This window comes from Pseudomonas asiatica, from assembly GCF_040214835.1.
Taxonomy (GTDB): domain Bacteria; phylum Pseudomonadota; class Gammaproteobacteria; order Pseudomonadales; family Pseudomonadaceae; genus Aquipseudomonas; species Aquipseudomonas putida_Z.
Genome location: NZ_CP157874.1, coordinates 5,349,634 through 5,374,668, shown reverse-complemented (window position 1 = coordinate 5,374,668; position 25,035 = coordinate 5,349,634). Strand labels below are relative to the sequence as shown.

Sequence of the window (25,035 nt, the reverse complement as noted above, 5' to 3'; positions counted from 1 at the left end):
TTGTTGGGGTTTTCCGGCTTAATCTCGGGATTTTCCTACGGGTAAATTGGTAAATAATCATTGCTCGATGCTTTGCCTGTCGATCCGGAATCCGTCGATCCCTGCCTTGGCCAGCTGCGTTGCAATGGCTTGAACCTCGGTGGTCGCAAAAAATCCTGCAAGCTGTTGACCGCGCTTTTCGCCGATACCGGGCATGGCTTGCCATTCAAGGTTTGTGCGGGCAGCAAGCTCCAGCCAGTCGCCTGTCACCTGCATGCCGGTGGGGGTGGGCGCGCCCAGCCCGCGCAGCCATTGGGCAAAGGGTCGTGAGCGGGCTTGCTCGAAACTGCCCAGCAACTGCGCAGCCGTTGCGTCACTGATACCGGCTACCTGGCCCAGGCGCTCGGCATCCAGATGCAGCCAGTCGATCATCGAGGTCACCAGCCCGGCAGCCACCAGTCGGCGCCAGGTGCCGGGGCCGGTGCGCGGCAGGGCCAGCCCCTGCTTGCCGCTGAGCCAGGTGAGGCGGGCGATGAACTGGTCCTCGCAGCCTTCGCTGGCCTGCCAGCAACTGTGGGCATGATGTTGGCCGGGCGCTGGTGCGGTTACCGGTTGGCGCTCGGCGGCGCGGTGCACCACTTGCTCCAGGCGCGGGATGGTCAGCCCGGCAAGGCTGACGGCCACTTGGTCACCGGGGCGGATGTCGAGCTTGAGCCAGCGAGCCAGCGAGCCCAGGCTCACCTGGGTGATTCGTCGGTCATCCAGGGTAACTGGCAGCACGTGCAACACTGGCGTGACCCTGCCTGTGCGGCCAACGCGGAAGCGTACTTCGCGCACTTCGGCCAGGGCCTGCGTGTACGGGTGCTTCCACGCCGCGATCCAGTAGGGTGCCTTGGCCTGCCAGCGCTCGGCCGGCGGCCGGACGCCTTGGCGCAACACCACGCCATCGGTGGCGAAGGGCAGGGGTGAGCGGTACCAGTACTCACGCCAGTGCGCGGCATCGTCCGCTGTTTCTATGGCGACGCTGTAATCCTGGCTGTGCGCAAAGCCCAGTTCCGCCAACTTCGCGAGGCGTTCGGCCTGCTGCTCGGGGCCTTGCGGCCAGTCCCACACGAACAGGCCGATGCGCTCGCCTTGCTCACCACTCAGCTGCTTGCGAGCCAGCAGCCCGGCAACCGTCCCTCGGGCATTGGCGCTGCCTGCCTGGGCTTGCACATGCGTATCCAGGCGCAGGTAAAGTTCGCCCTGCAGTTGCAGGTCGATGGCCTGGGGCAGCTGCCGGTTGATTGCGTCGAGCAGGGGGATGTGGCGGCTCCAGTCGTACCCCTGCACGCCGTCCCCCCGGCTGATCAACTGCACCAGCCGGCCCTGTCGGTAGATGAGGGATACCGCTACGCCATCGACCTTTGGCTGCACCCAGACGTCGGCCTTGCCGGCCAGCCAGCGTTCTACAGCCAGGCGGTCGGCCAGCTTGTCGACGCCGGTATGTGGCACCGGATGCGGGATTGGCCCGCCAGCGCTGGCCAGCGGGGACGGGGTGGCCGCGATGCCAAAGCATTGCTGCAGGTGCGCCAGGCGCTGGCGGCTCTGGTCATAGAGCTCATCGGGTACGAGCGCAATGCCCTGGCGATGGTAGTGGTCGTCCCAGTGGGCGAGCGTGGCACGCAGTTGGGCCACTTCAGTTTCAACTTGTTGCGGGTTCCAGTTGGGGCATTGGCTGGCCCAAATCAATGGGGCTTGGAGTGCGAGCAGTACGGCGAATAGCAGCATAAGCGGCATGGCCAGCATCCTTGCATGGCGGGTGGGAACCCTCAGCCTAGGCAGGTAGCGTGCGGGTCGCCATGCAGCGTTTGTCAGCCCATATGTCACAAAAAAGCCCCTGCCGATTGCTCGGCAGGGGCTTTCGTCCAGCGCTGTAGGAAACTTACAGGCCGGCAGCGTCACGCAGCGACTGGGCGCGGTCGGTGCGCTCCCAGGTGAAGGTGGTGAAGGTGTCGTCGCCGACCGTCTTCTGCTGCGGGGTACGGCCGAAGTGGCCGTAGGCAGCGGTTTCCTGGTACATCGGGTGCAGCAGGTCGAGCATGGTGGTGATGGCGTAAGGACGCAGGTCGAAGCACTCGCGCACCAGCTGGATGATCTTGTCGTCGGAGACCTTGCCGGTACCGAAGGTGTTGATCGAGATGGAGGTCGGCTGGGCCACGCCGATGGCGTACGACACCTGGATCTCGCAACGCTCGGCCAGGCCGGCGGCAACGATGTTCTTGGCCACGTAGCGGCCGGCGTAGGCGGCGGAACGGTCGACCTTGGACGGGTCCTTGCCGGAGAACGCGCCACCACCATGGCGGGCCATGCCGCCGTAGGAGTCGACGATGATCTTGCGCCCGGTCAGGCCGCAGTCGCCCACCGGGCCACCGATGATGAAGTTGCCGGTCGGGTTGATGTGGTACTGGGTGCCCTTGTGCAGCAGTTCGGCAGGCAGGGTGTGCTTGACGATCAGCTCCATCACGGCTTCCTGCAGGTCTTTCTGCGAAACCTCAGGGTTGTGCTGGGTCGACAGCACCACGGCGTCGATACCGACCACCTTGCCATTTTCGTAACGGCAGGTGACCTGCGACTTGGCGTCCGGGCGCAGCCATGGCAGCAGTTTCGATTTGCGCGCTTCGGCCTGGCGCTCGACCAGACGGTGCGAGAAGCAGATCGGTGCCGGCATCAGCACGTCGGTCTCGTTGCTGGCGTAGCCGAACATCAGGCCCTGGTCACCGGCGCCCTGGTCTTCCGGGCGGGAGCGGTCGACGCCCTGGGCGATGTCCACCGACTGCTTGCCGATGATGTTCATCACGGCGCAGGTGGCGCCGTCGAAACCGACGTCGGAGCTGTTGTAGCCGATGTCGATGATGACCTTGCGCACCAGCTCTTCCAGGTCGACCCAGGCGGAGGTGGTGACTTCGCCGGCGATGATGGCGACACCGGTCTTGACCAGGGTTTCGCAGGCTACGCGGGCGTATTTGTCCTGGGCGATGATGGCATCAAGGACGGCGTCCGAAATCTGGTCGGCGATCTTGTCCGGATGCCCTTCGGACACGGACTCGGAGGTGAAAAGGGAGTATTCGCTCATCTCGAAGGTTCCTGAAATTTACCGATGTTGTATGTCGCCAGCCGTCCGCTGGAAATGGCGGACCTGAATCTGGAAACCGTTACGCAAGCCCACGTACAGGCTGTCCCCGGGGGCCAGCCCGGCGGCGTTGGCCCAACGGGCCAGGTCGTCCTGTTCGAAGCCAAGCCACAGGTCGCCGCAGGCTTCGCGCGCCCACCCCTGGTCATGGCTGCACAGTTCGGTTACCAGCAGGCTGCCGCCTGCCTTCACCCGTTTGGCCAGCTGGCGCAAGGCCAGGGCCGGGTCGCTGAAATGGTGCAGCACCATGTTCAGCACAACGCAGTCGGCGGCCACATCCGTTGCACCCAGTGCATCGGCCAACTGCAGGTTCACGTTGTCGAGCCCTTCGCGCTGGCACACCTGGCGCGCCAGTTCGAGCATGGTCGGGCTGTTGTCCAGGGCGGTGACCTGGGCGAAGCGCCGGGCCAGGTCGGGCAGGAAGCCACCGTCACCGGGGCCGACCTCGAGGGCGCTGGCGGCCGGGTCGAAATTCAGTTTGTCGAGCAGCGCCAGCAGGCTTTCGCGGTACTGCGGCAGGCCGGCGATCAGGTCTTGCTGGGCGCGGAATTTCTCTTCCACGCGCAGGAAGAAGTCCTGGCTGGTGGCTGCGCGGCGTTGCTGCACCTGGGCGATGCGCGCCTGCACGTCAGGCGGCAGGGCCAGGTCGTCCACTTCTTCGAGCAGCGCCGCGTGCAGCCGACCGCCCAGGCGCAGGCTGTCGGGCAGGGCGCGGCGGTAGAAAATGGCATTGCCCTCGCGGCGGGTCGCCACCAGCTCGGCCTGGGCCAGTACCTTCAGGTGGTGGCTCATGCCCGACTGGCCCACGTCGAAGATCTGCGCCAGCTCCAGCACGCCGAACGAGTCGTTGGCCAGGGCGCGCAATACGTTCAGGCGCAACTCGTCGCCACTGGCTTTGCACAGGGCAGCCAATGCTTCGCGTTGCTCGGGGATCGATTGCGCACGGAGGTTCATGGTGCGGCAGTCTAGACAGGCATCGTTGCCCTAGCAAGGCCAATATCAAAAAGTTTTGATATTGGCTGATGGGCGGAGTGCGGGGTTGCCCTTTCGGGCCTCTTCGCGGGTGAACCCGCTCCCACAGGGTCGCACCAAGGCTGAGGGCAGTGCTGAACCTGTGGGAGCGGGTTCACCCGCGAAGAAGCCGGCACCGATTTCCAGATTTTGCCCCGAAATCAGTGCCAATCAGAGGAAAATCCCCCGACTGCGACCATACGTCATTGCCCCAAGCCCCCCCAGTGGGCGAAAATGGCCGCCTTTTTTCGTGACACCACCTATTCAAGCCCCCCAGGAGATCAGCGATGCCCAGCCGTCGTGAACGTGCCAACGCCATTCGTGCCCTCAGCATGGATGCCGTGCAAAAGGCCAACAGCGGCCACCCAGGTGCCCCCATGGGCATGGCGGATATCGCCGAAGTGCTTTGGCGCGACTATCTGAAGCACAACCCGAGCAACCCGAGTTTCGCCGACCGTGACCGCTTCGTGCTGTCCAACGGCCACGGTTCGATGCTGATCTACTCGCTGCTGCACCTGACCGGCTACGACGTCACCATCGATGACATCAAAGGCTTCCGCCAGCTGCACAGCCGCACCCCGGGCCACCCGGAATACGGCTACACCCCAGGCGTCGAGACCACCACCGGCCCGCTCGGCCAGGGTATCGCCAACGCCGTGGGCTTCGCCCTGGCCGAAAAAGTGCTCGCCGCCCAGTTCAACCGTGACGGCCACAACATCGTCGACCACAACACCTACGTGTTCCTCGGCGACGGCTGCATGATGGAAGGTATCTCCCACGAAGTCGCTTCGCTGGCCGGCACCCTGGGCCTGAACAAGCTGATCGCCTTCTACGACGACAACGGCATTTCCATCGACGGCGAAGTGCACGGCTGGTTCACCGACAACACCCCGGCGCGCTTCGAAGCGTACAACTGGCAGGTGATCCGCAACGTCGACGGCCATGACGCCGACGAGATCAAGACCGCCATCGAGACCGCTCGCAAGAGCGATCGCCCGACCCTGATCTGCTGCAAGACCATCATCGGTTTCGGCTCGCCGAACAAGCAGGGCAAGGAAGACTGCCACGGTGCACCGCTGGGCAACGACGAAATCGCCCTGGCCCGCAAGGAACTGAACTGGAACCACGGCCCGTTCGAAATCCCGGCCGAGATCTACGCCGAGTGGGACGCCAAGGCTGCCGGTGCCAAGGCCGAAGCCGACTGGAACCAGCGTTTCGACGCCTACGCCAAGGCCTACCCGGAGCTGGCTGCCGAGTTCAAGCGCCGTGACAGCGGCGAGCTGCCGGCCGACTTCAGCGAGAAGGCCCAGGCCTACATCAACGAAGTGGCCGCCAAGGGCGAAACCATCGCCAGCCGCAAGGCCAGCCAGAACGCCCTGAACGCCTTCGGCCCGCTGCTGCCAGAGTTCCTCGGCGGTTCGGCCGACCTGGCCGGCTCCAACCTGACCCTGTGGAAGGGCTGCAAGGGTGTAGAAGCCAACGACGCCAGCGGCAACTACGTGTTCTATGGCGTGCGCGAGTTCGGCATGACCGCCATCATGAACGGCGTTGCCCTGCACGGTGGCCTGGTGCCTTACGGCGCGACCTTCCTGATGTTCATGGAATACGCCCGTAACGCCGTGCGCATGTCGGCACTGATGAAGCAGCGCGTGATCCACGTCTACACCCACGACTCCATCGGCCTGGGCGAAGACGGCCCGACTCACCAGCCGATCGAGCAATTGACCAGCCTGCGCAGCACGCCGAACCTGGACACCTGGCGCCCAGCCGACGCGGTGGAATCCGCCGTGTCCTGGAAAAACGCCCTGGAGCGCAAGGACGGCCCTTCGGCGCTGATCTTCTCGCGCCAGAACCTGCAGCACCAGGACCGCGACGCCCAGCAGATCGCCGACATCAGCCGCGGCGGCTACGTGCTCAAGGACTGCGCCGGCGAGCCTGAGCTGATCCTGATCGCCACCGGTTCCGAAGTGGGCCTGGCTGTTCAGGCGCACGCCAAGCTGACCGAACAAGGCCGCAAGGTGCGCGTGGTTTCCATGCCGTGCACCAGCGTGTTCGATGCCCAGGACGCTGCCTACAAGCAGTCCGTGCTGCCGCTGGAAGTAGGTGCGCGTATCGCCATCGAAGCCGCTCACGCCGACTTCTGGTACAAGTACGTCGGCCTGGAAGGTCGTATCATCGGCATGACCACCTACGGTGAGTCGGCGCCGGCTTCGGCACTGTTCGAAGAGTTCGGCTTCACCCTGGAGAACATCCTCGGTACTGCCGAAGAGCTGCTGGAAGACTGATGAATCAATGGAGGGCAGTGACGCCCTCCAGGTCGTGCAAGGGGGAGGGCTTCGCCCTCCATCGCGACACAAGGCCGCTCCTACAGGGTACTGCGCATGCAGCTCCTTGTAGGAGCGGCCTTGTGTCGCGATGGGCCGCAATGCGGCCCCAACAGCCATCATGCGTTAGCGAGCCAACGAATGCCCCACCTGCGTCCCTACAAAGTTGCACTCAACGGTTATGGCCGTATCGGCCGCTGTGTCCTGCGCGCGCTGTTCGAGCGGGGGGCAAAGGCCGGTTTCGAGATCGTCGCGCTGAACGACCTGGCCGACCAGGCCAGCCTGGAATACCTGACACGCTTCGACTCCACCCACGGGCGTTTCCCCGGTGAGGTGAAGGTCGATGGCGACTGTCTGCATATCAATGGCGACTGCGTGAAGGTGATGCGCAGTGCCACCCCCGAAGGCATCGACTGGGCCGCCCTGGACATCGACCTGGTGCTGGAGTGCTCCGGCGCCTACCACACCCGCGCCGATGGCCAGCGTTTCCTCGACGCCGGCGCGCCGCGGGTGCTGTTCTCGCAGCCAATGGCCAGCGAGGCCGACGTCGATGCCACGGTGGTCTACGGCGTCAACCAGGCCTGCCTGACCGGCAACGAGCGCCTGGTGTCCAACGCATCGTGCACCACCAACTGCGGTGTGCCGCTGCTGCGCGTGCTGGACCAGGCATTCGGCATCGAGTACGTGCAGATCACCACCATCCACTCGGCGATGAACGACCAGCCGGTGATCGACGCCTACCACCACGAAGACCTGCGCCGCACGCGCTCGGCCTTCCAGTCGGTGATCCCGGTGTCCACTGGTCTGGCGCGTGGCATCGAGCGCCTGCTTCCGGAACTTGCCGGGCGAATCCAGGCCAAAGCGGTACGCGTACCGACCGTCAACGTCTCGTGCCTGGACATCACCCTGCAGACCGCCCGCGATACCAGCGCGGCCGAAGTCAACCGGGTGCTGCGCGAGGCGGCGCTGGAAGGCCCGCTGAAAGGCTTGCTGGCCTACACCGAGTTGCCCCACGCCAGCTGTGATTTCAACCATGACCCGCATTCGGCGATCGTCGATGCCAGCCAGACCCGTGTTTCCGGCCCCCGCCTGGTGAACCTGCTGGCCTGGTTCGACAACGAATGGGGGTTCGCCAACCGTATGCTCGACGTTGCCGAACACTATCTGCACGTCGTCCACCCAACCCGCAACAAACAGCCCTGAAGGACTGCATTCATGACCGTGTTGAAGATGACCGACCTCGACCTGCAAGGTAAGCGCGTACTGATCCGCGAAGACCTCAACGTGCCTGTGAAGGACGGTGTGGTAGCCAGCGACGCGCGTATCCTGGCAGCGCTGCCGACCATCAAGCTGGCCCTGGAGAAGGGCGCGGCGGTAATGGTCTGCTCGCACCTGGGCCGCCCGACCGAGGGTGAGTTCTCTGCCGAGAACAGCCTCAAGCCGGTCGCCGACTACCTGAGCAAGGCCCTGGGCCGCGACGTACCGCTGGTTGCCGACTACCTGGACGGTGTCGAGGTCAAGGCTGGTGACCTGGTACTGTTCGAGAACGTGCGCTTCAACAAGGGCGAGAAGAAGAACGCCGACGAGCTGGCGCAGAAATACGCCGCTCTGTGCGACGTGTTCGTCATGGACGCTTTCGGTACTGCCCACCGTGCCGAAGGTTCGACCCATGGCGTTGCCAAGTTCGCCAAGGTCGCTGCTGCCGGCCCACTGCTGGCAGCCGAGCTGGATGCCCTGGGCAAGGCCCTGAAGGCCCCGGCCAAGCCGATGGCAGCCATCGTTGCCGGCTCCAAGGTCTCCACCAAGCTGGACGTGCTGAACAGCCTGAGCTCGGTCTGCGACCAGCTGATCGTCGGTGGCGGCATTGCCAACACCTTCCTGGCCGCAGCCGGCCACCCGGTGGGCAAGTCGCTGTACGAGCCTGACCTGGTCGACACCGCCAAGGCCATCGCCGCCAAGGTCAGCGTGCCTCTGCCGGTCGACGTGGTGGTTGCCAAAGAGTTCGCCGAGAGCGCCGAAGCCACCGTCAAGGCCATTGCCGACGTTGCCGCTGACGACATGATCCTGGACATCGGCCCGCAAACCGCTGCCAATTTCGCCGAGTTGCTGAAGTCGTCGAAGACCATCCTGTGGAACGGCCCGGTCGGCGTGTTCGAATTCGACCAGTTCGGCAACGGCACCAAGGTGCTGGCCAAGGCCATCGCCGACAGCGCTGCGTTCTCCATCGCCGGTGGCGGTGACACCCTGGCAGCCATCGACAAATATGGCGTTGGCGCCGATATCTCCTACATTTCTACCGGTGGTGGCGCCTTCCTCGAGTTCGTCGAGGGCAAGGTCCTGCCGGCCGTGGCAATCCTGGAAGAGCGGGCCAAGGCCTGATGACGTCGGCGCTTGGCAAAGGGAGCGGCCTGATGGTCAAGCAATTGCCTGTGATGATGCTGGCTGGCCTGCTGAGCGCATGCGCCGGCAGCCCGGCCTCGGATGCCGACCCGGTGCAGCCGCCCAGGGGCGGTTGCTACCAGTCCGAGTGGCAGGCCGAGACCGTGCCGGTCATCAGCAAGCGCGTGGGCCCGGAAGGCCTGGAAAAGTACGACGAAGACCACCAGCGCAAGGCGCCGGGTTGCCCTTGAACCCGGCATTTCGTCGGGCCGGGCAACCAAGTGACCGCTGCGTGGTCATCTAGAGGATATTTAATGAAAGCGCTTTTGGCCGTGACGGCCCTGGCGACACTGGCAGGATGCTCGCTGCTGAAGCCGGCGCAACCCGCCCCGGCAGACGACTGGACCCGCTGGGTCTGCGACACCCAGGCTGAAGTGCTGTGGCGCTTCGCCGATGCGCAGCGCGACCAGGTCGATGTGCGCCTTGGTGGCGGCGACCAGGTCTACCGGCTCAAGGCCGAGCCGGGTGCCTCGGGTGCGCTGTACAGCGATGGCATGCTGGCCTTCCATACCAAGGGCGAAGAAGGCCTGGTGTACTGGGTGGCAACCAACGATCTGATTGGGCGGGGCTGCAAGGCACCGTGACTGGCCGGGCCGCGAGGGTGGCCCACACTACTTGAACAGCAACCGCCCCTGCGGCAGGCTTGCACGAAACAAACGACGCTTGTCGGGAGAGAGATACACAATGGCACTCATTAGCATGCGCCAGATGCTGGACCACGCCGCCGAGTTCGGTTACGGCGTACCAGCTTTCAACGTCAACAACCTCGAGCAGATGCGCGCCATCATGGAAGCGGCCGACAAGACCGACTCCCCGGTGATCGTCCAGGCTTCGGCCGGTGCCCGCAAATACGCCGGTGCCCCGTTCCTGCGTCACCTGATCCTGGCGGCCATCGAAGAATTCCCGCATATCCCGGTGTGCATGCACCAGGACCACGGCACCAGCCCTGACGTCTGCCAGCGCTCGATCCAGCTGGGCTTCAGCTCGGTGATGATGGACGGCTCGCTGGGTGAAGACGGCAAGACCCCGACCGACTACGAGTACAACGTCCGCGTTACCCAGCAGACCGTTGCCATGGCCCACGCCTGCGGCGTTTCGGTAGAAGGCGAGCTGGGCTGCCTGGGTTCGCTGGAAACCGGCATGGCCGGTGAAGAAGACGGCATCGGTGCCGAAGGCGTGCTGGACCACAGCCAGATGCTGACCGACCCGGAAGAGGCTGCCGACTTCGTCAAGAAGACCCAGGTCGACGCCCTGGCGATCGCCATCGGTACCAGCCACGGTGCCTACAAGTTCACCAAGCCACCAACCGGTGACGTGCTGGCCATCGACCGCATCAAGGAAATCCACAAGCGCATCCCCAACACCCACCTGGTGATGCACGGTTCGTCCTCGGTACCGCAAGAGTGGCTGGCGATCATCAACCAGTACGGCGGCGACATCAAGGAAACCTACGGTGTACCGGTCGAGGAAATCGTCGAAGGTATCAAGTACGGCGTGCGCAAGGTCAACATCGACACCGACCTGCGTCTGGCTTCCACCGGCGCCATGCGCCGCCTGATGGCGCAGAACCCGAGCGAGTTCGACCCGCGCAAGTTCTTCGGTGAAACCGTCAAGGCCATGCGTGACGTGTGCATCGCCCGTTACGAAGCCTTCGGCACCGCTGGCAATGCCTCGAAGATCAAGCCGATCTCCCTGGAAGGCATGTACCAGCGCTACCTGAAAGGTGAGCTGGCCGCCAAGGTCAACTGATCTTCTGGCATTAATGAAAAAGCCCGCAGCGATGCGGGTTTTTTCATTTTTGGGTGTTAGAACCTTGCATCTGTGATGGCCTCTTCGCGGGCACGCCCGCTCCCACAGGGAGCATGCAAACCCTCCATGTGGGAGCGGGCATGCCCGCGAAGAGGGCGGCACATATTCCCGGCAAAGCGACCGTTAGTCGGCTACCGTATAGTTGAGGCACTGATAGCGTTCTGATTGCATTGCGTGTTATCCGCTCAGGTCTAGAGTACTAGTGGATCCAACCGTATCTTGAAGTCGGTCACATAATAGAGAAGCAGCATGGATGGCGCTCACCCTCACCCCCAACCTCAGCCACTGGATGGCAGCTCGGTTCTTCTGGTGGTAGACGATTACCCCGAAAACCTCATCAGCATGCGGGCATTGCTGGCCCGTCAGGATTGGCAGGTGCTGACGGCAAACTCGGGGATGGAAGCCCTGAGCGCGTTGCTCGAGCACGATGTCGACCTGGTCCTGCTGGATGTACAGATGCCGGAGATGGACGGCTTCGAAGTCGCCCGGCTGATGCGCGGCAGCCAGCGTACCCGGCTGACCCCGATCATTTTCCTCACCGCCAACGAACAGTCCGAAGCGGCCGTGCTCAAGGGCTACGCCAGCGGCGCCGTGGACTACATGTTCAAACCGTTCGACCCGCAAATCCTCAAGCCCAAGGTCCAGGCCCTGCTCGACCAGCAGCGCAACCGGCGCATGCTGCAGCGGCTGACCCGCGAGCTGGAAGCGGCCAGGGCCTTCAACGCATCGATCCTGGAGAACGCCGCCGAGGGCATTCTGGTGGTGGATGCCCAAGGCATCATCAGCTTTGCCAACCCGGCCATTTCCCGTTTGTTGTCAGCGCCGGTGCAGGAGTTGCAGGGCGCCCATCTGCTCGACCTGGTGCAACTGACCAGTGCCAGCCTGTGGAACGAATCGGACTTCTACCAGGCCTACCTGGGGCGGCGCATCTTCCGCGTGCATGATGCCCAGCTGCGCACCCTGGGCGGCGAGCTGGTGCCGGTGGCGTTGTCCTGTGCGCCACTGCCGGCAGAACAGCAGGCCATGGTGGTCACCGTGCTGGACATGTCGGTGGTGCGCAACCTGCACCAGCAGCTGGAGTACCAGGCCGTCACCGACCCGCTTACCGGCCTGCTCAACCGCCGCGGGTTCTACCAGGCCGCCGAAGGTGCGCTGCTGCGCAACGAGCGTTCGGACAAGGCGCAGGCGCTGATGTACATGGACCTGGATGGCTTCAAGCGCATCAACGACTCGCTCGGCCACGACGCGGGCGACCGGGTGCTGCACTGGGTAGCCGAACAGCTCAAGGATTGCCTGGGCAGTGAAGCGCTGCTGGCGCGCATGGGCGGGGACGAGTTCACCGCACTGTTCGACAGCCTGCCTTACCCGGAGCAGGCCGGGCGCTATGCCGAGCGGTTGCTGGAACGTATTTCCATCAGCCACCAGGTGGAAGGGCTGGATGTGAGCCTTGGGGTGAGCATCGGTATCGCCACCTATCCGGATTGCGGCGCCAATGTCGAAGGCCTCTTGCGTGCGGCCGATGCGGCGATGTACGCGGCCAAGCAGGCGGGGCGCCAGCAGTATCGCTTCTACGATCAGGAGCTCAACGGCCGGGCGCGTTCGCGGCTGATGCTCGAGGACAGCGTACGCACGGCCGTGGAGCAGCAAGACTTCACTCTGGTTTACCAGCCGCAGGTTGGCTTCAACGATGGCCGCTTGCGTGGCTTCGAGGCCTTGCTGCGTTGGCAGCATCCCAGTGTCGGCGATGTGCCGCCGGGGCTGTTCATCCCGTTGCTGGAAGAGGCGCGCCTGATCAACCGCCTGGCCAGCTGGATCTACCGCCAGGGCGCGGCTCAGCGCCAGGCCTGGTGCCAGCGTTTCCCGGCGGACCTGGTGCTGGGTATCAGCCTGAGCCGTGCGCAGTTCGCCATGCCAAGCCTGGTCGACGAACTGCACCGGGTCATCCAGCTTTACCAGCTGGACCCGGCGCAGCTGGAAGTGGAGGTGGCGGAAACCTCGCTGATGTACAACATCGATGCGGCGGTGAAACAGATACACCGCTTGCGCGAGCTGGGTATGCGGGTGGCGCTGGATGACTTTGGTGCCGGCGACTGTTCGTTGCGCATGTTGCGCGACCTGCCGATCGATACCCTCAAGCTCGACCGCCACCTGGTCGCGCGCCTGCCCGACTCGGCGGTGGATGCCGCGCTGGTGCGCAGCGTCATCGGCCTGTGCGCCGACTACAGCATCACGGTGATCGCCGAGGGGGTGGAAACCCCGGCCCAGGCGGCCTGGCTCAAGGCCAATGGCTGTGAGTACGTGCAGGGGTTCCTGGTGGCATACCCGATGACCGCCACGGATGCCAGCAGCTTCCCGGCGATTTTCTCCTGGCCGGGGCCATGATTGGCTAGAATCGGCATTCGTTACACCGAATGCAGCGCCATGACCGTATTACGATACTTGCAAGCCTACCCCCCGCACCTGCAGCAACAGGTGCGGGAGATGATCGAAAGCGACCGCCTGGGCGAGTACCTGCAGCGCCGCTACCCCGACCGCCATGACGTGCAGAACGACAAGGCGCTGTATGGCTATGCCCAGGATTTGCGCCAGCAATACCTGCGCAGCGCGCCGAACCTGGACAAGGTGCTGTTCGACAATCGTCTCGACCTGACCCATCGGGCCCTGGGCCTGAATACGGCGATATCAAGGGTGCAGGGCGGCAAGCTCAAGGCGAAGAAGGAAATCCGCATTGCCTCGCTGTTCAAGGAGGCCGCGCCGCAATTCTTGCGCATGATCGTGGTGCACGAACTGGCACACCTGCGCGAGCGCGACCACAACAAGGCGTTCTACCAGCTCTGCCAGCACATGGAGCCGGACTACCACCAACTGGAATTCGACCTGCGCGTCTACCTGACCTATCGGGAGCTGCCGGGCAACTGTTAAGGACCACGCAGCATGGAAGTGAGCAAGACCAAGAGCAGCTTCTACCGCCGCCTGTACGTGGCCTGGCTGATCGACAGCCAGACCGCGACCAGCGTGCCGGCCCTGATGGAGGCCACCGGCATGCCCCGGCGCACCGCCCAGGACACCATTGCGGCGCTGGCCGACCTGGATATCGTCTGCGAGTTCGAACAGCAGGAAGGCGCGCGCAACCACGCCGGGCATTACCGCATTCATGACTGGGGAGCGATCGACAAGCAGTGGATCATCCAGCACCTGCGGCAGGTTCGCGAAGTGCTGGGGTATCCCTGATCCACTGGGGGCTGCTACAGGTAATCGCGTTCCCTTGTAGGAGCGGCCTTGTGTCGCGAAAGGGGTGCGAAGCACCCCCGGCGATCTCAACCCTTGCGCATCCCGATATGCGGAATGTCATCCTCAAGATATTCCTCGCCCACCACCGCGAACCCATGCTGGGCATAGAACCCCTGCAAGTGCGCCTGCGCCGACAGGTAAACCGGCACCCCAGGCCAGCAATGCTCCGCTGCCTCCAACCCCTTGAGCAGCAAGGGGTGCCCCAGCTTCAGCTCGCGCGCCGCAAGTGCAGTCACCACCCGCCCGATCACCACATCCCCACCCTGGGATTGCGGGTCGAGCAGGCGTAGATAGGCCACCAGCTTGTCATCCTGCCAGCCCATCAGGTGCAGGGTATCGCCGGTCAGGTCCTGGCCATCGACTTCCTGGTAGGCGCAGCGCTGCTCGACCACGAACACTTCAGTGCGTAATTGCAGAATGGCGTAGAGCTGGTCCTTGCTGAGATCGGTGTGGTGCTTGCAGAGCCAGTCGATGGACATTGGCGCGAACTCCTTGAGTGGGCCGTCGATCATCGCATGATGTATGGGTCACGGCCAAAATAGAGGCTAAATGACACTATTGGCCGCTGCCCTCGGCGACGGCTTTGTGTAATCTCGTCGGCAGTGTGTGCCCTCCATTGCGAAAGGACGTGAGCATGCGGCCACTGCTTTGTGTTCTGGGGTTGCTGGCAATGATGCTTGCAACACCCGCCCCGGGTTACGAAAAGCTACGCCTGGTGGCCGACAATTGGCCGCCGTTCACCGATGCCAGCATGCCGGGCGGTGGCCTGGCGACCAGCATCGTCACCACGGCGCTGGCCCGGGCCGGCTACACCAGTGGGGTCGAAGAGGCACCGTGGGCGCGGGCCCTGCTGGGGGTGAGCGAGGGGCGTTACGACGTGCTGATCAACGCCTGGTACAACGACTCGCGCGCCAGCATCGGGCAGTTTTCCAAAGCCTACCTGGTCAACCGCATTCGCCTGTTGCAACGCAAGGGCGAGGCGTTTCGCTACAAGCGCCAGTCAGACTTGTATCCCTACAGCATCGCTGTGGTGCGTGATTACGCCTATTCCCCCGAGTTCGACCGCGACACCCGCCTGCACAAGGTGGCGGTGCGCAACTTTCCCTCTGCGGTACGCATGCTGGCGGCGGGGCGGGTGGACCTGGCGGTGGAAGACGAGTACGTGGCCCGTTACAACTTGCAGCGCGAACTGCCTGAGGTACGCGATGGGGTGATGCTGGTGGAGCCGCCGTTGGGGGAGAACACCCTGCATATCCTGGTCAGCCTGAAAAACCCGGAGCATGCGCGGATCGTCGAGCGGTTCGAGCAGGCGATTGCAGCGATGAAGGCGGATGGCAGCTATGCGCGGCTCATGCGCCAGCATGGCTTCTGATCTATATCGCCTGTTCTGGCCTCTTCGCGGGTAAACCCGCTCCCACAGGTATTACACAGGACTGGAAACTTGTGGGGTTCCTGTGGGAGCGGGTTCACCCGCGAAGAGGCCGGCACAGGCGATAGTACAACTCAGGCCGGTGCACCTTCCTTGATCAAATGCGCTGCCAGGGTCCGCAGCGGCCCCAGCTGCCGGCAGATCAACGCCAACTGCGTCTGCACCAGCCGCTGGTGCTCGTCCAGCTCTTCCGGCATCTGCTCCAGGGCATTGGCCAGCGCTTCTTCGGCATCACTGTGAATCGCCACCGGCAGGCGCGCGGCCAGGCCGTTGGCAATCTCGTCCAGGCTGCTGGCCAGGCTTTGCCCGGCACCTTCGATCAACTGCTCCTGCACCTCCGCCGGCAAGGCGGTGTCGCGGTGCGCGCCCAGCCCCGAGAGGTAGCTGAGCAAGGTATGCGACAGCACCAGGAAGCGGAAGCCGACGTCGGCCTCCTTCCGGAAATGCCCCGGCTCCATCAGCATGTTGGCCAGGGTGGTGGACAGCGCCGCGTCGGCGTTGTGGGCGTTGCGCCGGGCCAGGCGGTAGGCCAGGTCATCGCGCTTGCCGTGGGCGTACTGCTGCATGATCTGCCGCAGGTACACGCTGGCGCAGGCCAGGGTATTGGCCAGCGCCTTGTTCAACCGCCGCCCCTGCCAGTCGGGGAGGAACAGGAACACCGCGAGGATGGCGATCAGGCTGCCGACCAGGGTATCGAACAGGCGCGGCAGGAACAGGCCATAGCCATCGCCGATCTGGTTGAAGCAGAACAGCACCATCAGGGTGATCGCGGCCGTGGCCAAGGTGTAGCGGGTGGTGCGGTTGACGAAGAACACCACCCCGGCGACCACGGCGAACAACGACTGGATGACCGGGTTGGGGAACAGGTCGAACAATGCCCAGCCCACCGTCAGGCCGACGGCGGTGCCGGCTATCCGCTGCACCAGCTTGCGCCGGGTCGCACCGTAGTTGGGCTGGCACACGAACAGCGTGGTGAGGATGATCCAGTAGCCCTGGGTGGGGTGGATCAGGTGCACCATGCCATAGCCGATCGACAGCGCCAGCGGCAGGCGCAGGGCATGGCGGAACAGCAGCGAAGTCGGAGTCAATTGGGTGCGCAGGCGGGTCCACACATCCTTCAGCGAGCGTGGCGAGCGGTCGAGCAGGCTGCTATCGCTGGTGTCGGCAAGGCTGTCCGGGTTGCTGGCGGCGCTGAGCAGGCGGTCGAGCGTCGCCAAGTTGGCCGCCAGCGCCCGCAGCGAGCGAAGCAGGCTACGCCAGGCCGGGTTGTTCTGCATGCGCAGGTGTTCCAGCGAGGCGTTGAGGTCTTCGAGGGCTTCGGGATAACCGCTGGCCAGCACGAACGGCTGGCGCAGGCGGATCGAGCGGGCCAGTTCCTGGCAGGACGAGCCCTGCTTGCGCAGCAGGCGCTGGCAGCGGAACATCACGTCGCTGTGGAAAAAAGCCTCGGTCAGGGCGTTGTAGGGATAGTGCGAGGCACTGACCCGTTCATGGATGTCCTGGGCCAGGAAGTACAGCTTGAGGTAGCGGCTGACCTTGGAGTTCGGCTGGCTGTTGCCCACCCGGTGCAGGATGATTTCCTTGGCTGCGTTGAGTGCCGCCACCACCTTGCCGTTCTGCTGGGCCAGTTCCAGGCGCCGGGCTTCGACGTCAAGGGTGCGGACGGGTTCGAACAGGCTGGCCTTGAGCTTGAGGTAGCTGCCCAGCTCGAAGAACAGCTTGGCCAGGCTCTGCTGCACCGGTTGGTTGGAAAACAGCGCCTGCCACAGCACCGACAGCAGCCCGTACCAGGCCGCACCCGCTACCAGCAGCAGTGGTTCGTGCCAGAAGTCGGTGACCTGGCCGCCGCGCTGGTCCACGCCGATCATGGTGTACACCGCAGTGATCAGGGTCGCTGAAGCGATGGCGCCATAGCGCTCGCCCAGGGCACCGAGCATGGTCAGGCCGAAGGCCGCCAAGGCCAGGGCAATGACGAATGCCCACGGGTAGGGGAACAGCAGTTCGACCGCCAGTGCGGCGATGGCAAAACACACCAGGGTGACGGCCAGGGCGCTGAGGCGGCCCTGCCAGCTGTCATCGGTTTCGGCCAGGGCGCTGGCGATGATGCCGAGGAACAGCGGAATCAGCAGGGCCATTTCGTTCTGGTACCAGCACAGGGCCAGGCTGCCGGTGAGGGCGATGGTGACCCGGATGCTGTAGCTGAACTTGTCTTGACCCCACAGGCGACGCAGTGACTGACGGAACGAGCTCGATGACATGATGGCCTGCTAGGCAGTGATCAGAGAAATACCTTTCAGAGACGGTTACCGGGGCCGCTTCGCGCCCCTTCGCGGGCACGCCCGCTCCCACAGGGGATACGCGGAACTCTGTGGGAGCGGGCGTGCCCGCGAAGGGGCGCGAAGCGGCCCAAATTCCGACACTGAGCACGGGCCAGCAAGAAGCGTTCCGTGCTGCTGAATGGATTCTACTCTACACGAACTGCGCCGCGGCGTTGGCGGAGGCCCAGGCCCACTGGAAATTGAAACCGCCCAGGTGGCCAGTCACATCCAGCACTTCACCAATGAAATACAACCCGGGGCTCTTCAGCGATTCCATGGTCTTGGACGATACCTCGCGGGTATCCACGCCACCCAGGGTCACTTCGGCAGTGCGATAGCCCTCGGTGCCGGCCGGCACCACTTGCCAGTTCGCCAGCTTTTCGGCGATCTGTGCCAGTTCCGCCGGGGTGTACTGCTTCATCGGCCGGGACTCGAACCACTGCTCGGCCAGCAGGTTGGCCAGCTTGCGGGTAAACACCTCGCCCAGCACGGTCTTCAGCTCGGCGTTGGCGCGTTCGGCCTGCATCTGTTGCAGCCAGGTCAGTGCATCACGGTCGGGCAGCAGGTTGATCTCGACCGTGTCGCCGGCCTCCCAGAACGACGAGATCTGCAAAATTGCCGGGCCGCTGAGGCCGCGGTGGGTAAACAGCAGGTTCTCGCGGAAGCTGGTGCCGTTGCAGCTGGCGGTGCAATCCAGCGAGGTGCCGGACAACTCGGTGCACAGTGCCTTCAGTTGGGGCTCGGTGATGGTGAACGGCACCAGCCCGGCGCGGGTCGGCAGCAGGGTGTGGCCGAACTGGCGGGCCACCTGGTAGCCGAAGCCGGTGGCACCCAGGGTCGGGATCGACAGGCCGCCGGTGGCGATCACCAGCGACTGGCAGGCGAACTGGCCGCCGCTGGTCTGCAGCAGGTAGCCGCCTTCGGTCTTCTCGATCTGCTCGATGCTGGTGTGCATGCGGATCTCGGCGCCGGCCTCATCGCATTCGGCCAGCAGCATGTCGAGGATGTCACTGGCCTTGTTGTCGCAGAACAGCTGGCCGAGCTTCTTCTCGTGGTAGGCCACGCCGTGCTTGCACACCAGCTCGATGAAGTCCCACTGGGTGTAGCGGGCCAGGGCCGACTTGCAGAAGTGTGCGTTCTGCGAGAGGAAGTTGCCCGGCTCGGTATACATGTTGGTGAAGTTGCAGCGGCCGCCGCCGGACATGAGGATCTTCTTGCCCGGTTTGTTGGCGTGGTCGAGCACCAGTACCCGGCGGCCACGGCGGGCGCTGAGCTGGGCGCACATCAGGCCGGCGGCGCCGGCGCCGAGGATGATCACGTCGGTGGAGTGCACGGTGTTACCTCTTCAGGATTGCTGGGGGCTGCTTTGCAGCCCTTTCGCGACACAAGGCCGCTCCTACAGGAGTTTGCGATCCCCTGTAGGAGCGGCCTTGTGTCGCGAAAGGGCCGCAACGCGGCCCCAAAATTAGGTCAGACGATACGGACTTTCAGGGAGCGCCCCTTGATCTTGCCGCTGTTCAGGCGCTGCATGGCCTGCTTGGCCAGCGGCCGTTCAACGGCCACGAACGCCTGGAAATCGAAGATCGCAATCTTGCCCACCTGCTTGCCGGGGATGCCGGCGTCACCGGTCAGCGCCCCGAGGATGTCACCCGGGCGCAGCTTGTCCTTGCGCCCGGCGGCGATGCACAGGGTGCTCATCAGCGGCAGCAGCGGCTCGCCGCCCTTGTGCTTCAGGCTGTCCAGCTGGTCCCAGCGCAGCGGGCTCTTCTGCAGGTCTTCGATGGCCTGGGCGCGGTGGCCTTCGGCCGGTGCCACCAGGCTGACCGCAATACCTTTCTCGCCAGCACGGCCGGTGCGGCCCACACGGTGCACATGGATTTCCGCATCACGTGCCAGTTCGACGTTGATGACCATGTCCAGGCCATCGATGTCCAGGCCGCGCGCGGCCACATCGGTAGCCACCAGCACCGAGCTGCTGCGGTTGGCGAACATGGTCAGCACCTGGTCGCGGTCGCGCTGCTCCAGATCGCCATGCAGGGCCTGGGCAACGATGCCCTTGGCGGTCAGGTGGGCGACCACATCCTCGCACTGCTGCTTGGTGAAGCAGAACGCCACGCAGGACTGCGGGCGGTAGTGGCCGAGCACGCGGGTGACGGCCTCGAGGCGCTGTTGCGGGTCGATTTCGATGAAGCGCTGCTCGATCTGGTTGTCGGCGTGCAGGCTCTCGACCTTGACCTGTTGCGGGTTGCGCATGAAGTCGGCGGCCAGTTGCTTGATGCCGGCCGGGTAGGTGGCCGAGAACAGCAGGGTCTGGCGGCGCGACGGGGTCTTGCCGATGATGCTGGCGATGGCATCGAAGAAGCCCATGTCGAGCATGCGGTCGGCTTCGTCCAGCACCAGGGTGTTCAGCCCGTCGAGCACCAGGGTGCCCTTGTCCAGGTGCTGCTGGATGCGCCCTGGGGTGCCGACGATGATGTGTGCGCCATGCTCCAGCGAAGCGATCTGCGGGCCCAGCGAAACGCCGCCGCACAGGGTCAGGATCTTGATGTTGTCCTCGGCGCGGGCCAGGCGGCGCAGCTCCTTGGCCACCTGGTCGGCGAGCTCGCGGGTGGGGCACAGCACCAGCGCCTGGCAACCGAAGTAGCGCGGGTTGATCGGGTTGAGCAGGCCGATGCCGAAGGCGGCGGTCTTGCCGCTGCCGGTCTTGGCCTGGGCGATCAGGTCCTGCCCCTTGAGGATGACCGGAAGGCTCTGGGCCTGGATTGGTGTCATCGAGGCATAGCCGAGGGCGTCCAGGTTGGCCAGCATGGCAGTGGACAGCGGCAAGGTGGCAAAGGCGGTGGATTCGGTGGTCACGAGGCGGGCCTGCGTTGCGAAGCGAAAAATGCCGCACAGTCTACCAGCCTCGTGGCCATTCGCCCTACGACTCCATGTGTTGTTCCGGACGACGGGCACGCCTTCCGTCCGTCGGCGACAGTTGCAGGAAGATCGCCGCCGCCAGCATGGCCATCACGCCGATGGTGACGAAGGTCAGCTGGAATGCGCCCAAGGTGGTTTCCACGCCATCGGCGCTGCCGGCTGCGGTAAAGCCGCCGAGCAATGCACCCGCACATGCCACGCCCAGGCTCAGGGCCAGCTGCGCGACCACCGACAGCAGGCTGTTGCCGCTGCTGGCGCTGGCGTCGTCGAGGTCGATCAGGGTTACCGTGTTCATCGCGGTGAATTGCATCGAGTTGACCGCGCCGAGCAGGCCCAGCTGAATCAGCAGCACGGCATAGGGCGTCTGTTCGTCGACCAGACCGAGGCTGGCCAGCAGCAGGCCCAGCAGCAGGGTGTTGCCGGTGAGGATGATGCGGTAGCCAAAGCGTTCGATCAGTGGTCGGGCGATGGACTTGGCCAGCATCGCCGCAGCCGCCAGCGGGATCATGCTCATGCCGGCCTGGGCCGGCGAGTAGCCCAGCGCCACTTGCAGCAGCAACGGCACCAGGAACGGCAGGGCGCCGCTGCCCAGGCGGGCGAACAGGTTGCCGAGGATACCGATGGCAAAGGTGCGCACACGGAACAGGCTGGGCGAGAACAGCGGCTCCGGGTCGCGCCCGGCGCGCAGCCAGTAGGCCGCCAGGCAGGCCATGCCGGCGAACAGCAGCAACATCACCCGCAGGTGCGGCAGGTGCAGTTCGCCCAGGCCTTCCATGGCGATGGTGATCAATACCATCGCTGCGCCAAACAGCAGGAACCCGGGGCCGTCGAACGTGGTGCGCTCGGCGCCGCGCAGGTCGGGGATGAACTTCCACACGGCGTAGCAGCCGATCAGGCCGACCGGCAGGTTGAGCAGGAAGATCCAGTGCCAGCTCAGTATTTCCACCAACCAGCCGCCAACCGTAGGGCCCAGTAGCGGCCCGAGCAGGCCGGGGATGGTGATGAAGCTCATGATGCGCACCAGCTCGGTGCGCGGGTAGGCACGTAGGACTACCAAGCGCCCGACCGGCAGCATCAGCGCACCGCCCAGCCCTTGCACGACACGGGCAAAGATCAGGAACCCGAGGCTGTTGGCGGCGGCGCACAGCAGCGAGCCGAAGCTGAACAGCAGGATGGCGCTGAAGAAGATGCGCTTGGTGCCGAAGCGGTCGGCGATCCAGCCTGAGGCGGGGATCAGCAGGGCCACGGTGAGCATGTAGGCGATGATCACGCCCTGCATGCGCAGCGGGTCTTCGGCCAGCGAGCGGGCCATGGCTGGCAGTGCAGTGTTGAGGATGGTGCCGTCCAGGGACTGCATGAAGAAGGCGATGGCCACCACCCAAGGGATCCAGCGGGCGGTGACAGGGTCCAGCGGGGTGCGTTCGGGCATGACTTCCTCGTTTGTCAGTGCCGGCCTCTTCGCGGGTGAACCCGCTCCCACAGGGATATCACCACATTCAAGGGCAGTGGAGATCCTGTGGGAGCGGCTTTAGCCGCGAAAGGGCCGGTAAGTCCAGTCACAATGTCAGAGTCAGGCCTTTGACCAGTGCCCCCGGCAAATGACTCGACCCGGTACTGCGCTGTCCATAGGTACTGGTCGACAGAATCATCTCGCGCTCCTGCGTCAGGTCCTCCAGTTGGCTACCTAGCAAGCTGTACAGGCTGTCATCGAAGCGCATGGTGCTCACCGGGCCCTGGATCTGCCCGTTCTCCACCCAGAAGGTGGCGAAGCGGGTCAGCCCGGTCATGCGTGCCGCCGGCAGGTCGGAATAGTTCAGGTACCACAGGTTGCTGATGTACAGCCCGGTACCGAGCCGCTCCAGGATCTGCTCGCTTGGCAGGCTACCTGCTGCCAGGCTCAGCGCACACGGCGACTCGTAACTATCGGCGCCATTGGCCAGCAGCTCGAACTCGGCCGCACTGCGCGCACTGATCAATCGCTGCCGGGCCTCGCCTTGCTGGATCAACGGCACATCCAGGCGCGGCGAGCCTTCATCGGAAAACGCCGGGCTCAGCGAACCGCTGACCTGCTCGGTGAAGCTCACCAGCGGGCTCAGCCGCGCATCGCCGTTGTACAGGCGCTGCAGGGCGCTGTTGCCAGTGGCCAGGGCCTGTGCGGAAAAGCCGCCCCAGCACAGCATGCCGGCTATTTCGTCCATGGCCGCCGGGGCCAGGTAGGCACGGTAGCTGCCAGGTTTCAGCGTGACGGCAGGGCGGCCAAGGAAACCCAGCTGCTCCCGCGCCTGGCGCAGGCGTGCAGTGAAGTCGTCGGCACTCCACACTTGCCCGGCGTAATTGGCCTTCACCGCCTCGCCGTTTTCGTGGAACAGGCTCCAGTCGAAGTTGAAACTGTTGGCCTGGTGCCAACCGAAGGCCCCGAACGAGCTGGCGAAGCCCCGGCAGATGGGGCCGGCGGCGTAGATGCCGACAAGGTCCAGGTCGCCGGCTTCGCGCTCGAGCAAGGTCAGCACATCGCTCAGTTCGGGCAGCGGCTGCTCCTGCTGGCTGTGGCTGTGCCAGGCGCTTTCGTCCAGGCGCAGGTACGGATCGACCGCCAGCAGTGGCAAGGTCTGGCGCAGTTGCTCCAGGGCCGTGAACAGGCGCTGGCTATCCAGTTGCGTGTCACCACTCAAGGTCACCTGTTGCTCTGCCTGGCGGCCATCGCGGATCAGCCGCAGTTGCGCGCCGGCCTGGTTCACGGTGCCGGCCTGGCGCACCTTGGCATGGTTGAAACGCACGAATTGCGATTGTTCGGCGCTGTAGCCGAGAGTGAACTGTTCGCCCGTCTGCAGGGCTTTGCGCACATCCCCGACCAGGGTTTCGAAAGCGTATTTCATCAGGCGTCTCCTCCGAATACGTCGATCTGGCGGAACACGCAGGCCGGCGAGGCGTGGCCGACCCGCACCACCTGGTTGGGTTCGCCCTTGCCGCAGTTGGGCGTGCCCAGCACCTGGAAGGTACTGCTGTCGCCGACCGCCGCCAGGTTGCGCCAGAACTGCGCGGAGATGCCACGGTAGTTGGGGTTCTTGACGATGCCCTTGAGCTCGCCGTTTTCGATCAACTGCCCCCATTCACAGCCGAACTGGAACTTGTTGCGCGCATCGTCGATGGACCAGGAACGGTTGGTGCGCATCAGGATGCCGTGCTCGATGCCCTTCACCAGCTGATCCAGGCTCTGGTCGCCCGGCTCGATGTTGAGGTTGGCCATGCGGTCGATCGGCGCACGGTTCCAGCCGCAGGCGCGGCTGTTGGCCACGCCGTCGAGGCCGGAGCGGAACTGCGACAGCGCACCACCCAGCGGGCGCAGCAGCAGGCCATCGCGGATCAGGAACTGCTTGCTGGCCGGGGTGCCGTCATCATCGAAGCTGTAGCTGGCCAGCTCTTCGCCGATGGTCGGGTCGAAGGTCACGTTGAGCAGCGCGGAGCCGTACTGCAGGTGGCCGAAGTCACCGGCCTTGACGAAGCTGGTGCCGGCGTAGTTGCGCTCGTCGCCGAGAATGCGGTCCATCTCCAGCGGGTGGCCGATGGATTCGTGAATCTGCAGCATCATCTGGTCCGGCATCAACAGCAGGTCGCGCGGGCCGCTGGGGGTGTTCGGTGCCAGCAGCAGCTGCAGCGCCTCGTCGGCCACCCGGCGGGCAGCGCCGACCAGGCCGCAGCGCTCGATGATCTCGAAGCCGCCCTGCTGGCCGAAGTTGTCGCGGCCCAGGCTGCGGCTCTGGCTGTCCTGGCCATCGCTGGCGGTCACGCCCAGGCCCGGGAACAGGAAGCGCTGGGCGTGGCGCAGCTCGGCGCCGGCCGAGTTCAGGTAGGTCTGCTCGACCAGGCTCAGGCCCAGGCTGGCCTGCCAGTCCACCAGGCGGCTGTCCTTGGGCACGCTGGCCGATTCGGCAGCAAGCAGGCCAAGGCAGTCGGCGAGGTTGGGCACGGGTTGGTCGAAGTTGGGCGAAATGTGGTCGTGGCGTGCGCTGGTCACCGGTTGTTCGCGCAGGTCCAGCAGGTTGTACCGGGCGATCTGGCGGGCCAGCGCCTCGGCCTGCTCCAGCGCGCGCTGCAGGCCGGCCTGGGACAGGTCGGCGGTGGCGGAATAGGCTTCCACGCCACTCACCCGCACGGTGAGCATGGCGCCCTCGTCCTGGCTGAAGAAGGGTGGTTCCGCGACGTTGCGGCGAACCGACAGCGCCTGGTGCGACTGTTTCACATGGCGCAGGGAAAACAACTCGGCCGTACTGCGCAGCGCGGCAAAGCGCTGGCGCAGCAGGGCGCTGGTATCGAACATGTGGAAGCCTCCGTGTACACGGTGGC

At 64.7% G+C, this 25,035-nt stretch carries 20 protein-coding genes; 10 read left to right on the top strand and 10 right to left on the bottom strand.

Annotated features, from left to right (window positions below):
* Positions 1–57: 57 nt before the first annotated feature.
* The 3 genes from ligB to ABNP31_RS23970 all read right to left on the bottom strand — a co-directional run bounded on the left by ligB (position 58) and on the right by ABNP31_RS23970 (position 4,105).
* Positions 58–1,758, bottom strand: coding sequence for an NAD-dependent DNA ligase LigB (gene ligB / locus ABNP31_RS23980; protein WP_350012833.1), 1,701 nt, complete (start codon positions 1,756–1,758; stop codon positions 58–60).
* 145 nt (positions 1,759–1,903) lie between these two features.
* Complete coding sequence (gene metK, locus ABNP31_RS23975) at positions 1,904–3,094, bottom strand: methionine adenosyltransferase (RefSeq protein ID WP_015272060.1); 1,191 nt, start codon at positions 3,092–3,094, stop codon at positions 1,904–1,906.
* A gap of 18 nt (positions 3,095–3,112) precedes the next feature.
* A complete protein-coding gene (locus ABNP31_RS23970; RefSeq protein ID WP_025340884.1) occupies positions 3,113–4,105 on the bottom strand; it encodes an ArsR/SmtB family transcription factor in 993 nt (330 codons plus the stop codon).
* Between the two features lie 344 nt (positions 4,106–4,449).
* Here ABNP31_RS23970 and tkt point away from each other — a divergent pair, with 344 nt between their 5' ends.
* The 9 genes from tkt to ABNP31_RS23925 all read left to right on the top strand — a co-directional run bounded on the left by tkt (position 4,450) and on the right by ABNP31_RS23925 (position 13,965).
* Positions 4,450–6,447, top strand: a complete 1,998-nt coding sequence (gene tkt / locus ABNP31_RS23965) for a transketolase (protein WP_085614690.1) — start codon at positions 4,450–4,452, stop codon at positions 6,445–6,447.
* 180 nt (positions 6,448–6,627) lie between these two features.
* Positions 6,628–7,689: an erythrose-4-phosphate dehydrogenase gene (gene epd, locus ABNP31_RS23960; protein WP_013974502.1), complete on the top strand. Its 1,062-nt coding sequence runs from the start codon at positions 6,628–6,630 to the stop codon at positions 7,687–7,689.
* A gap of 12 nt (positions 7,690–7,701) precedes the next feature.
* Positions 7,702–8,865 (top strand): phosphoglycerate kinase, encoded by a 1,164-nt coding sequence (locus tag ABNP31_RS23955; RefSeq protein ID WP_024087831.1) that lies wholly within the window; start codon positions 7,702–7,704, stop codon positions 8,863–8,865.
* On the top strand, positions 8,865–9,116 hold the full coding sequence (locus ABNP31_RS23950; RefSeq protein WP_238067007.1) for a hypothetical protein: 252 nt from the start codon (positions 8,865–8,867) through the stop codon (positions 9,114–9,116). Before ABNP31_RS23955 ends, ABNP31_RS23950 begins: the two co-directional genes overlap by 1 nt.
* Positions 9,117–9,179: 63 nt before the next feature.
* Complete coding sequence (locus ABNP31_RS23945) at positions 9,180–9,509, top strand: MliC family protein (RefSeq protein WP_013974499.1); 330 nt, start codon at positions 9,180–9,182, stop codon at positions 9,507–9,509.
* A 100-nt stretch (positions 9,510–9,609) separates the two neighbouring features.
* Positions 9,610–10,674, top strand: coding sequence for a class II fructose-bisphosphate aldolase (gene fba, locus ABNP31_RS23940; protein ID WP_016712383.1), 1,065 nt, complete (start codon positions 9,610–9,612; stop codon positions 10,672–10,674).
* A 309-nt stretch (positions 10,675–10,983) separates the two neighbouring features.
* Positions 10,984–13,116, top strand: a complete 2,133-nt coding sequence (locus ABNP31_RS23935) for a putative bifunctional diguanylate cyclase/phosphodiesterase (RefSeq protein ID WP_085663513.1) — start codon at positions 10,984–10,986, stop codon at positions 13,114–13,116.
* 39 nt (positions 13,117–13,155) lie between these two features.
* Entirely contained in the window at positions 13,156–13,656 is a 501-nt protein-coding gene (locus ABNP31_RS23930) for a M48 metallopeptidase family protein (protein WP_085614697.1), read from the top strand.
* A gap of 12 nt (positions 13,657–13,668) precedes the next feature.
* A complete protein-coding gene (locus ABNP31_RS23925; protein WP_013974495.1) occupies positions 13,669–13,965 on the top strand; it encodes a winged helix-turn-helix domain-containing protein in 297 nt (98 codons plus the stop codon).
* An 86-nt stretch (positions 13,966–14,051) separates the two neighbouring features.
* Here ABNP31_RS23925 and ABNP31_RS23920 read toward each other — a convergent pair whose 3' ends face one another.
* Positions 14,052–14,504, bottom strand: a complete 453-nt coding sequence (locus tag ABNP31_RS23920; protein WP_085663514.1) for a GNAT family N-acetyltransferase — start codon at positions 14,502–14,504, stop codon at positions 14,052–14,054.
* A gap of 155 nt (positions 14,505–14,659) precedes the next feature.
* Here ABNP31_RS23920 and ABNP31_RS23915 point away from each other — a divergent pair, with 155 nt between their 5' ends.
* The gene (locus ABNP31_RS23915; protein WP_085614701.1) at positions 14,660–15,397 is read left to right on the top strand and encodes a substrate-binding periplasmic protein; all 738 of its coding nucleotides are present in this window, start codon (positions 14,660–14,662) and stop codon (positions 15,395–15,397) included.
* 131 nt (positions 15,398–15,528) lie between these two features.
* On the opposite strand, the gene yccS is transcribed toward ABNP31_RS23915, so the two are convergent.
* The 6 genes from yccS to ABNP31_RS23885 form a co-directional block, all read right to left on the bottom strand.
* Positions 15,529–17,712, bottom strand: a complete 2,184-nt coding sequence (gene yccS / locus ABNP31_RS23910) for a YccS family putative transporter (protein ID WP_085614703.1) — start codon at positions 17,710–17,712, stop codon at positions 15,529–15,531.
* 211 nt (positions 17,713–17,923) lie between these two features.
* Positions 17,924–19,105, bottom strand: coding sequence for an NAD(P)/FAD-dependent oxidoreductase (locus ABNP31_RS23905; RefSeq protein WP_039612469.1), 1,182 nt, complete (start codon positions 19,103–19,105; stop codon positions 17,924–17,926).
* 137 nt (positions 19,106–19,242) lie between these two features.
* Entirely contained in the window at positions 19,243–20,580 is a 1,338-nt protein-coding gene (gene dbpA / locus ABNP31_RS23900) for an ATP-dependent RNA helicase DbpA (RefSeq protein ID WP_230396947.1), read from the bottom strand.
* A 112-nt stretch (positions 20,581–20,692) separates the two neighbouring features.
* Positions 20,693–22,120: a multidrug transporter subunit MdtD gene (mdtD, locus tag ABNP31_RS23895; protein ID WP_085587851.1), complete on the bottom strand. Its 1,428-nt coding sequence runs from the start codon at positions 22,118–22,120 to the stop codon at positions 20,693–20,695.
* 127 nt (positions 22,121–22,247) lie between these two features.
* Positions 22,248–23,567 carry a TldD/PmbA family protein gene (locus ABNP31_RS23890; protein ID WP_350012832.1) on the bottom strand — a complete coding sequence of 440 codons (1,320 nt, stop codon included), beginning with the start codon at positions 23,565–23,567 and terminating at the stop codon, positions 22,248–22,250.
* Positions 23,567–25,009 carry a TldD/PmbA family protein gene (locus ABNP31_RS23885; RefSeq protein ID WP_350012831.1) on the bottom strand — a complete coding sequence of 481 codons (1,443 nt, stop codon included), beginning with the start codon at positions 25,007–25,009 and terminating at the stop codon, positions 23,567–23,569. The genes ABNP31_RS23890 and ABNP31_RS23885 overlap by 1 nt, the downstream gene beginning before the upstream one ends.
* Between the last annotated feature and the right edge of the window lie 26 nt (positions 25,010–25,035).

Excerpts from the sequence above, each read along its gene's own strand:
- metK (WP_015272060.1), bottom strand. The coding sequence starts at position 3,094 with ATGAGCGAATACTCCCTTTTCACCTCCGAGTCCGTGTCCGAAGGGCAT.
- ABNP31_RS23915 (WP_085614701.1), top strand. The coding sequence starts at position 14,660 with ATGCGGCCACTGCTTTGTGTTCTGGGGTTGCTGGCAATGATGCTTGCA.
- epd (WP_013974502.1), top strand. The coding sequence starts at position 6,628 with ATGCCCCACCTGCGTCCCTACAAAGTTGCACTCAACGGTTATGGCCGT.
- ABNP31_RS23890 (WP_350012832.1), bottom strand. The coding sequence starts at position 23,567 with ATGAAATACGCTTTCGAAACCCTGGTCGGGGATGTGCGCAAAGCCCTG.
- ABNP31_RS23935 (WP_085663513.1), top strand. The coding sequence starts at position 10,984 with ATGGATGGCGCTCACCCTCACCCCCAACCTCAGCCACTGGATGGCAGC.
- ABNP31_RS23970 (WP_025340884.1), bottom strand. The coding sequence starts at position 4,105 with ATGAACCTCCGTGCGCAATCGATCCCCGAGCAACGCGAAGCATTGGCT.
- ABNP31_RS23930 (WP_085614697.1), top strand. The coding sequence starts at position 13,156 with ATGACCGTATTACGATACTTGCAAGCCTACCCCCCGCACCTGCAGCAA.
- ABNP31_RS23925 (WP_013974495.1), top strand. The coding sequence starts at position 13,669 with ATGGAAGTGAGCAAGACCAAGAGCAGCTTCTACCGCCGCCTGTACGTG.
- ABNP31_RS23920 (WP_085663514.1), bottom strand. The coding sequence starts at position 14,504 with ATGTCCATCGACTGGCTCTGCAAGCACCACACCGATCTCAGCAAGGAC.
- yccS (WP_085614703.1), bottom strand. The coding sequence starts at position 17,712 with ATGTCATCGAGCTCGTTCCGTCAGTCACTGCGTCGCCTGTGGGGTCAA.
- mdtD (WP_085587851.1), bottom strand. The coding sequence starts at position 22,120 with ATGCCCGAACGCACCCCGCTGGACCCTGTCACCGCCCGCTGGATCCCT.
- tkt (WP_085614690.1), top strand. The coding sequence starts at position 4,450 with ATGCCCAGCCGTCGTGAACGTGCCAACGCCATTCGTGCCCTCAGCATG.
- ABNP31_RS23955 (WP_024087831.1), top strand. The coding sequence starts at position 7,702 with ATGACCGTGTTGAAGATGACCGACCTCGACCTGCAAGGTAAGCGCGTA.
- dbpA (WP_230396947.1), bottom strand. The coding sequence starts at position 20,580 with ATGCTGGCCAACCTGGACGCCCTCGGCTATGCCTCGATGACACCAATC.
- ligB (WP_350012833.1), bottom strand. The coding sequence starts at position 1,758 with ATGCCGCTTATGCTGCTATTCGCCGTACTGCTCGCACTCCAAGCCCCA.
- ABNP31_RS23945 (WP_013974499.1), top strand. The coding sequence starts at position 9,180 with ATGAAAGCGCTTTTGGCCGTGACGGCCCTGGCGACACTGGCAGGATGC.
- ABNP31_RS23950 (WP_238067007.1), top strand. The coding sequence starts at position 8,865 with ATGACGTCGGCGCTTGGCAAAGGGAGCGGCCTGATGGTCAAGCAATTG.
- ABNP31_RS23885 (WP_350012831.1), bottom strand. The coding sequence starts at position 25,009 with ATGTTCGATACCAGCGCCCTGCTGCGCCAGCGCTTTGCCGCGCTGCGC.
- fba (WP_016712383.1), top strand. The coding sequence starts at position 9,610 with ATGGCACTCATTAGCATGCGCCAGATGCTGGACCACGCCGCCGAGTTC.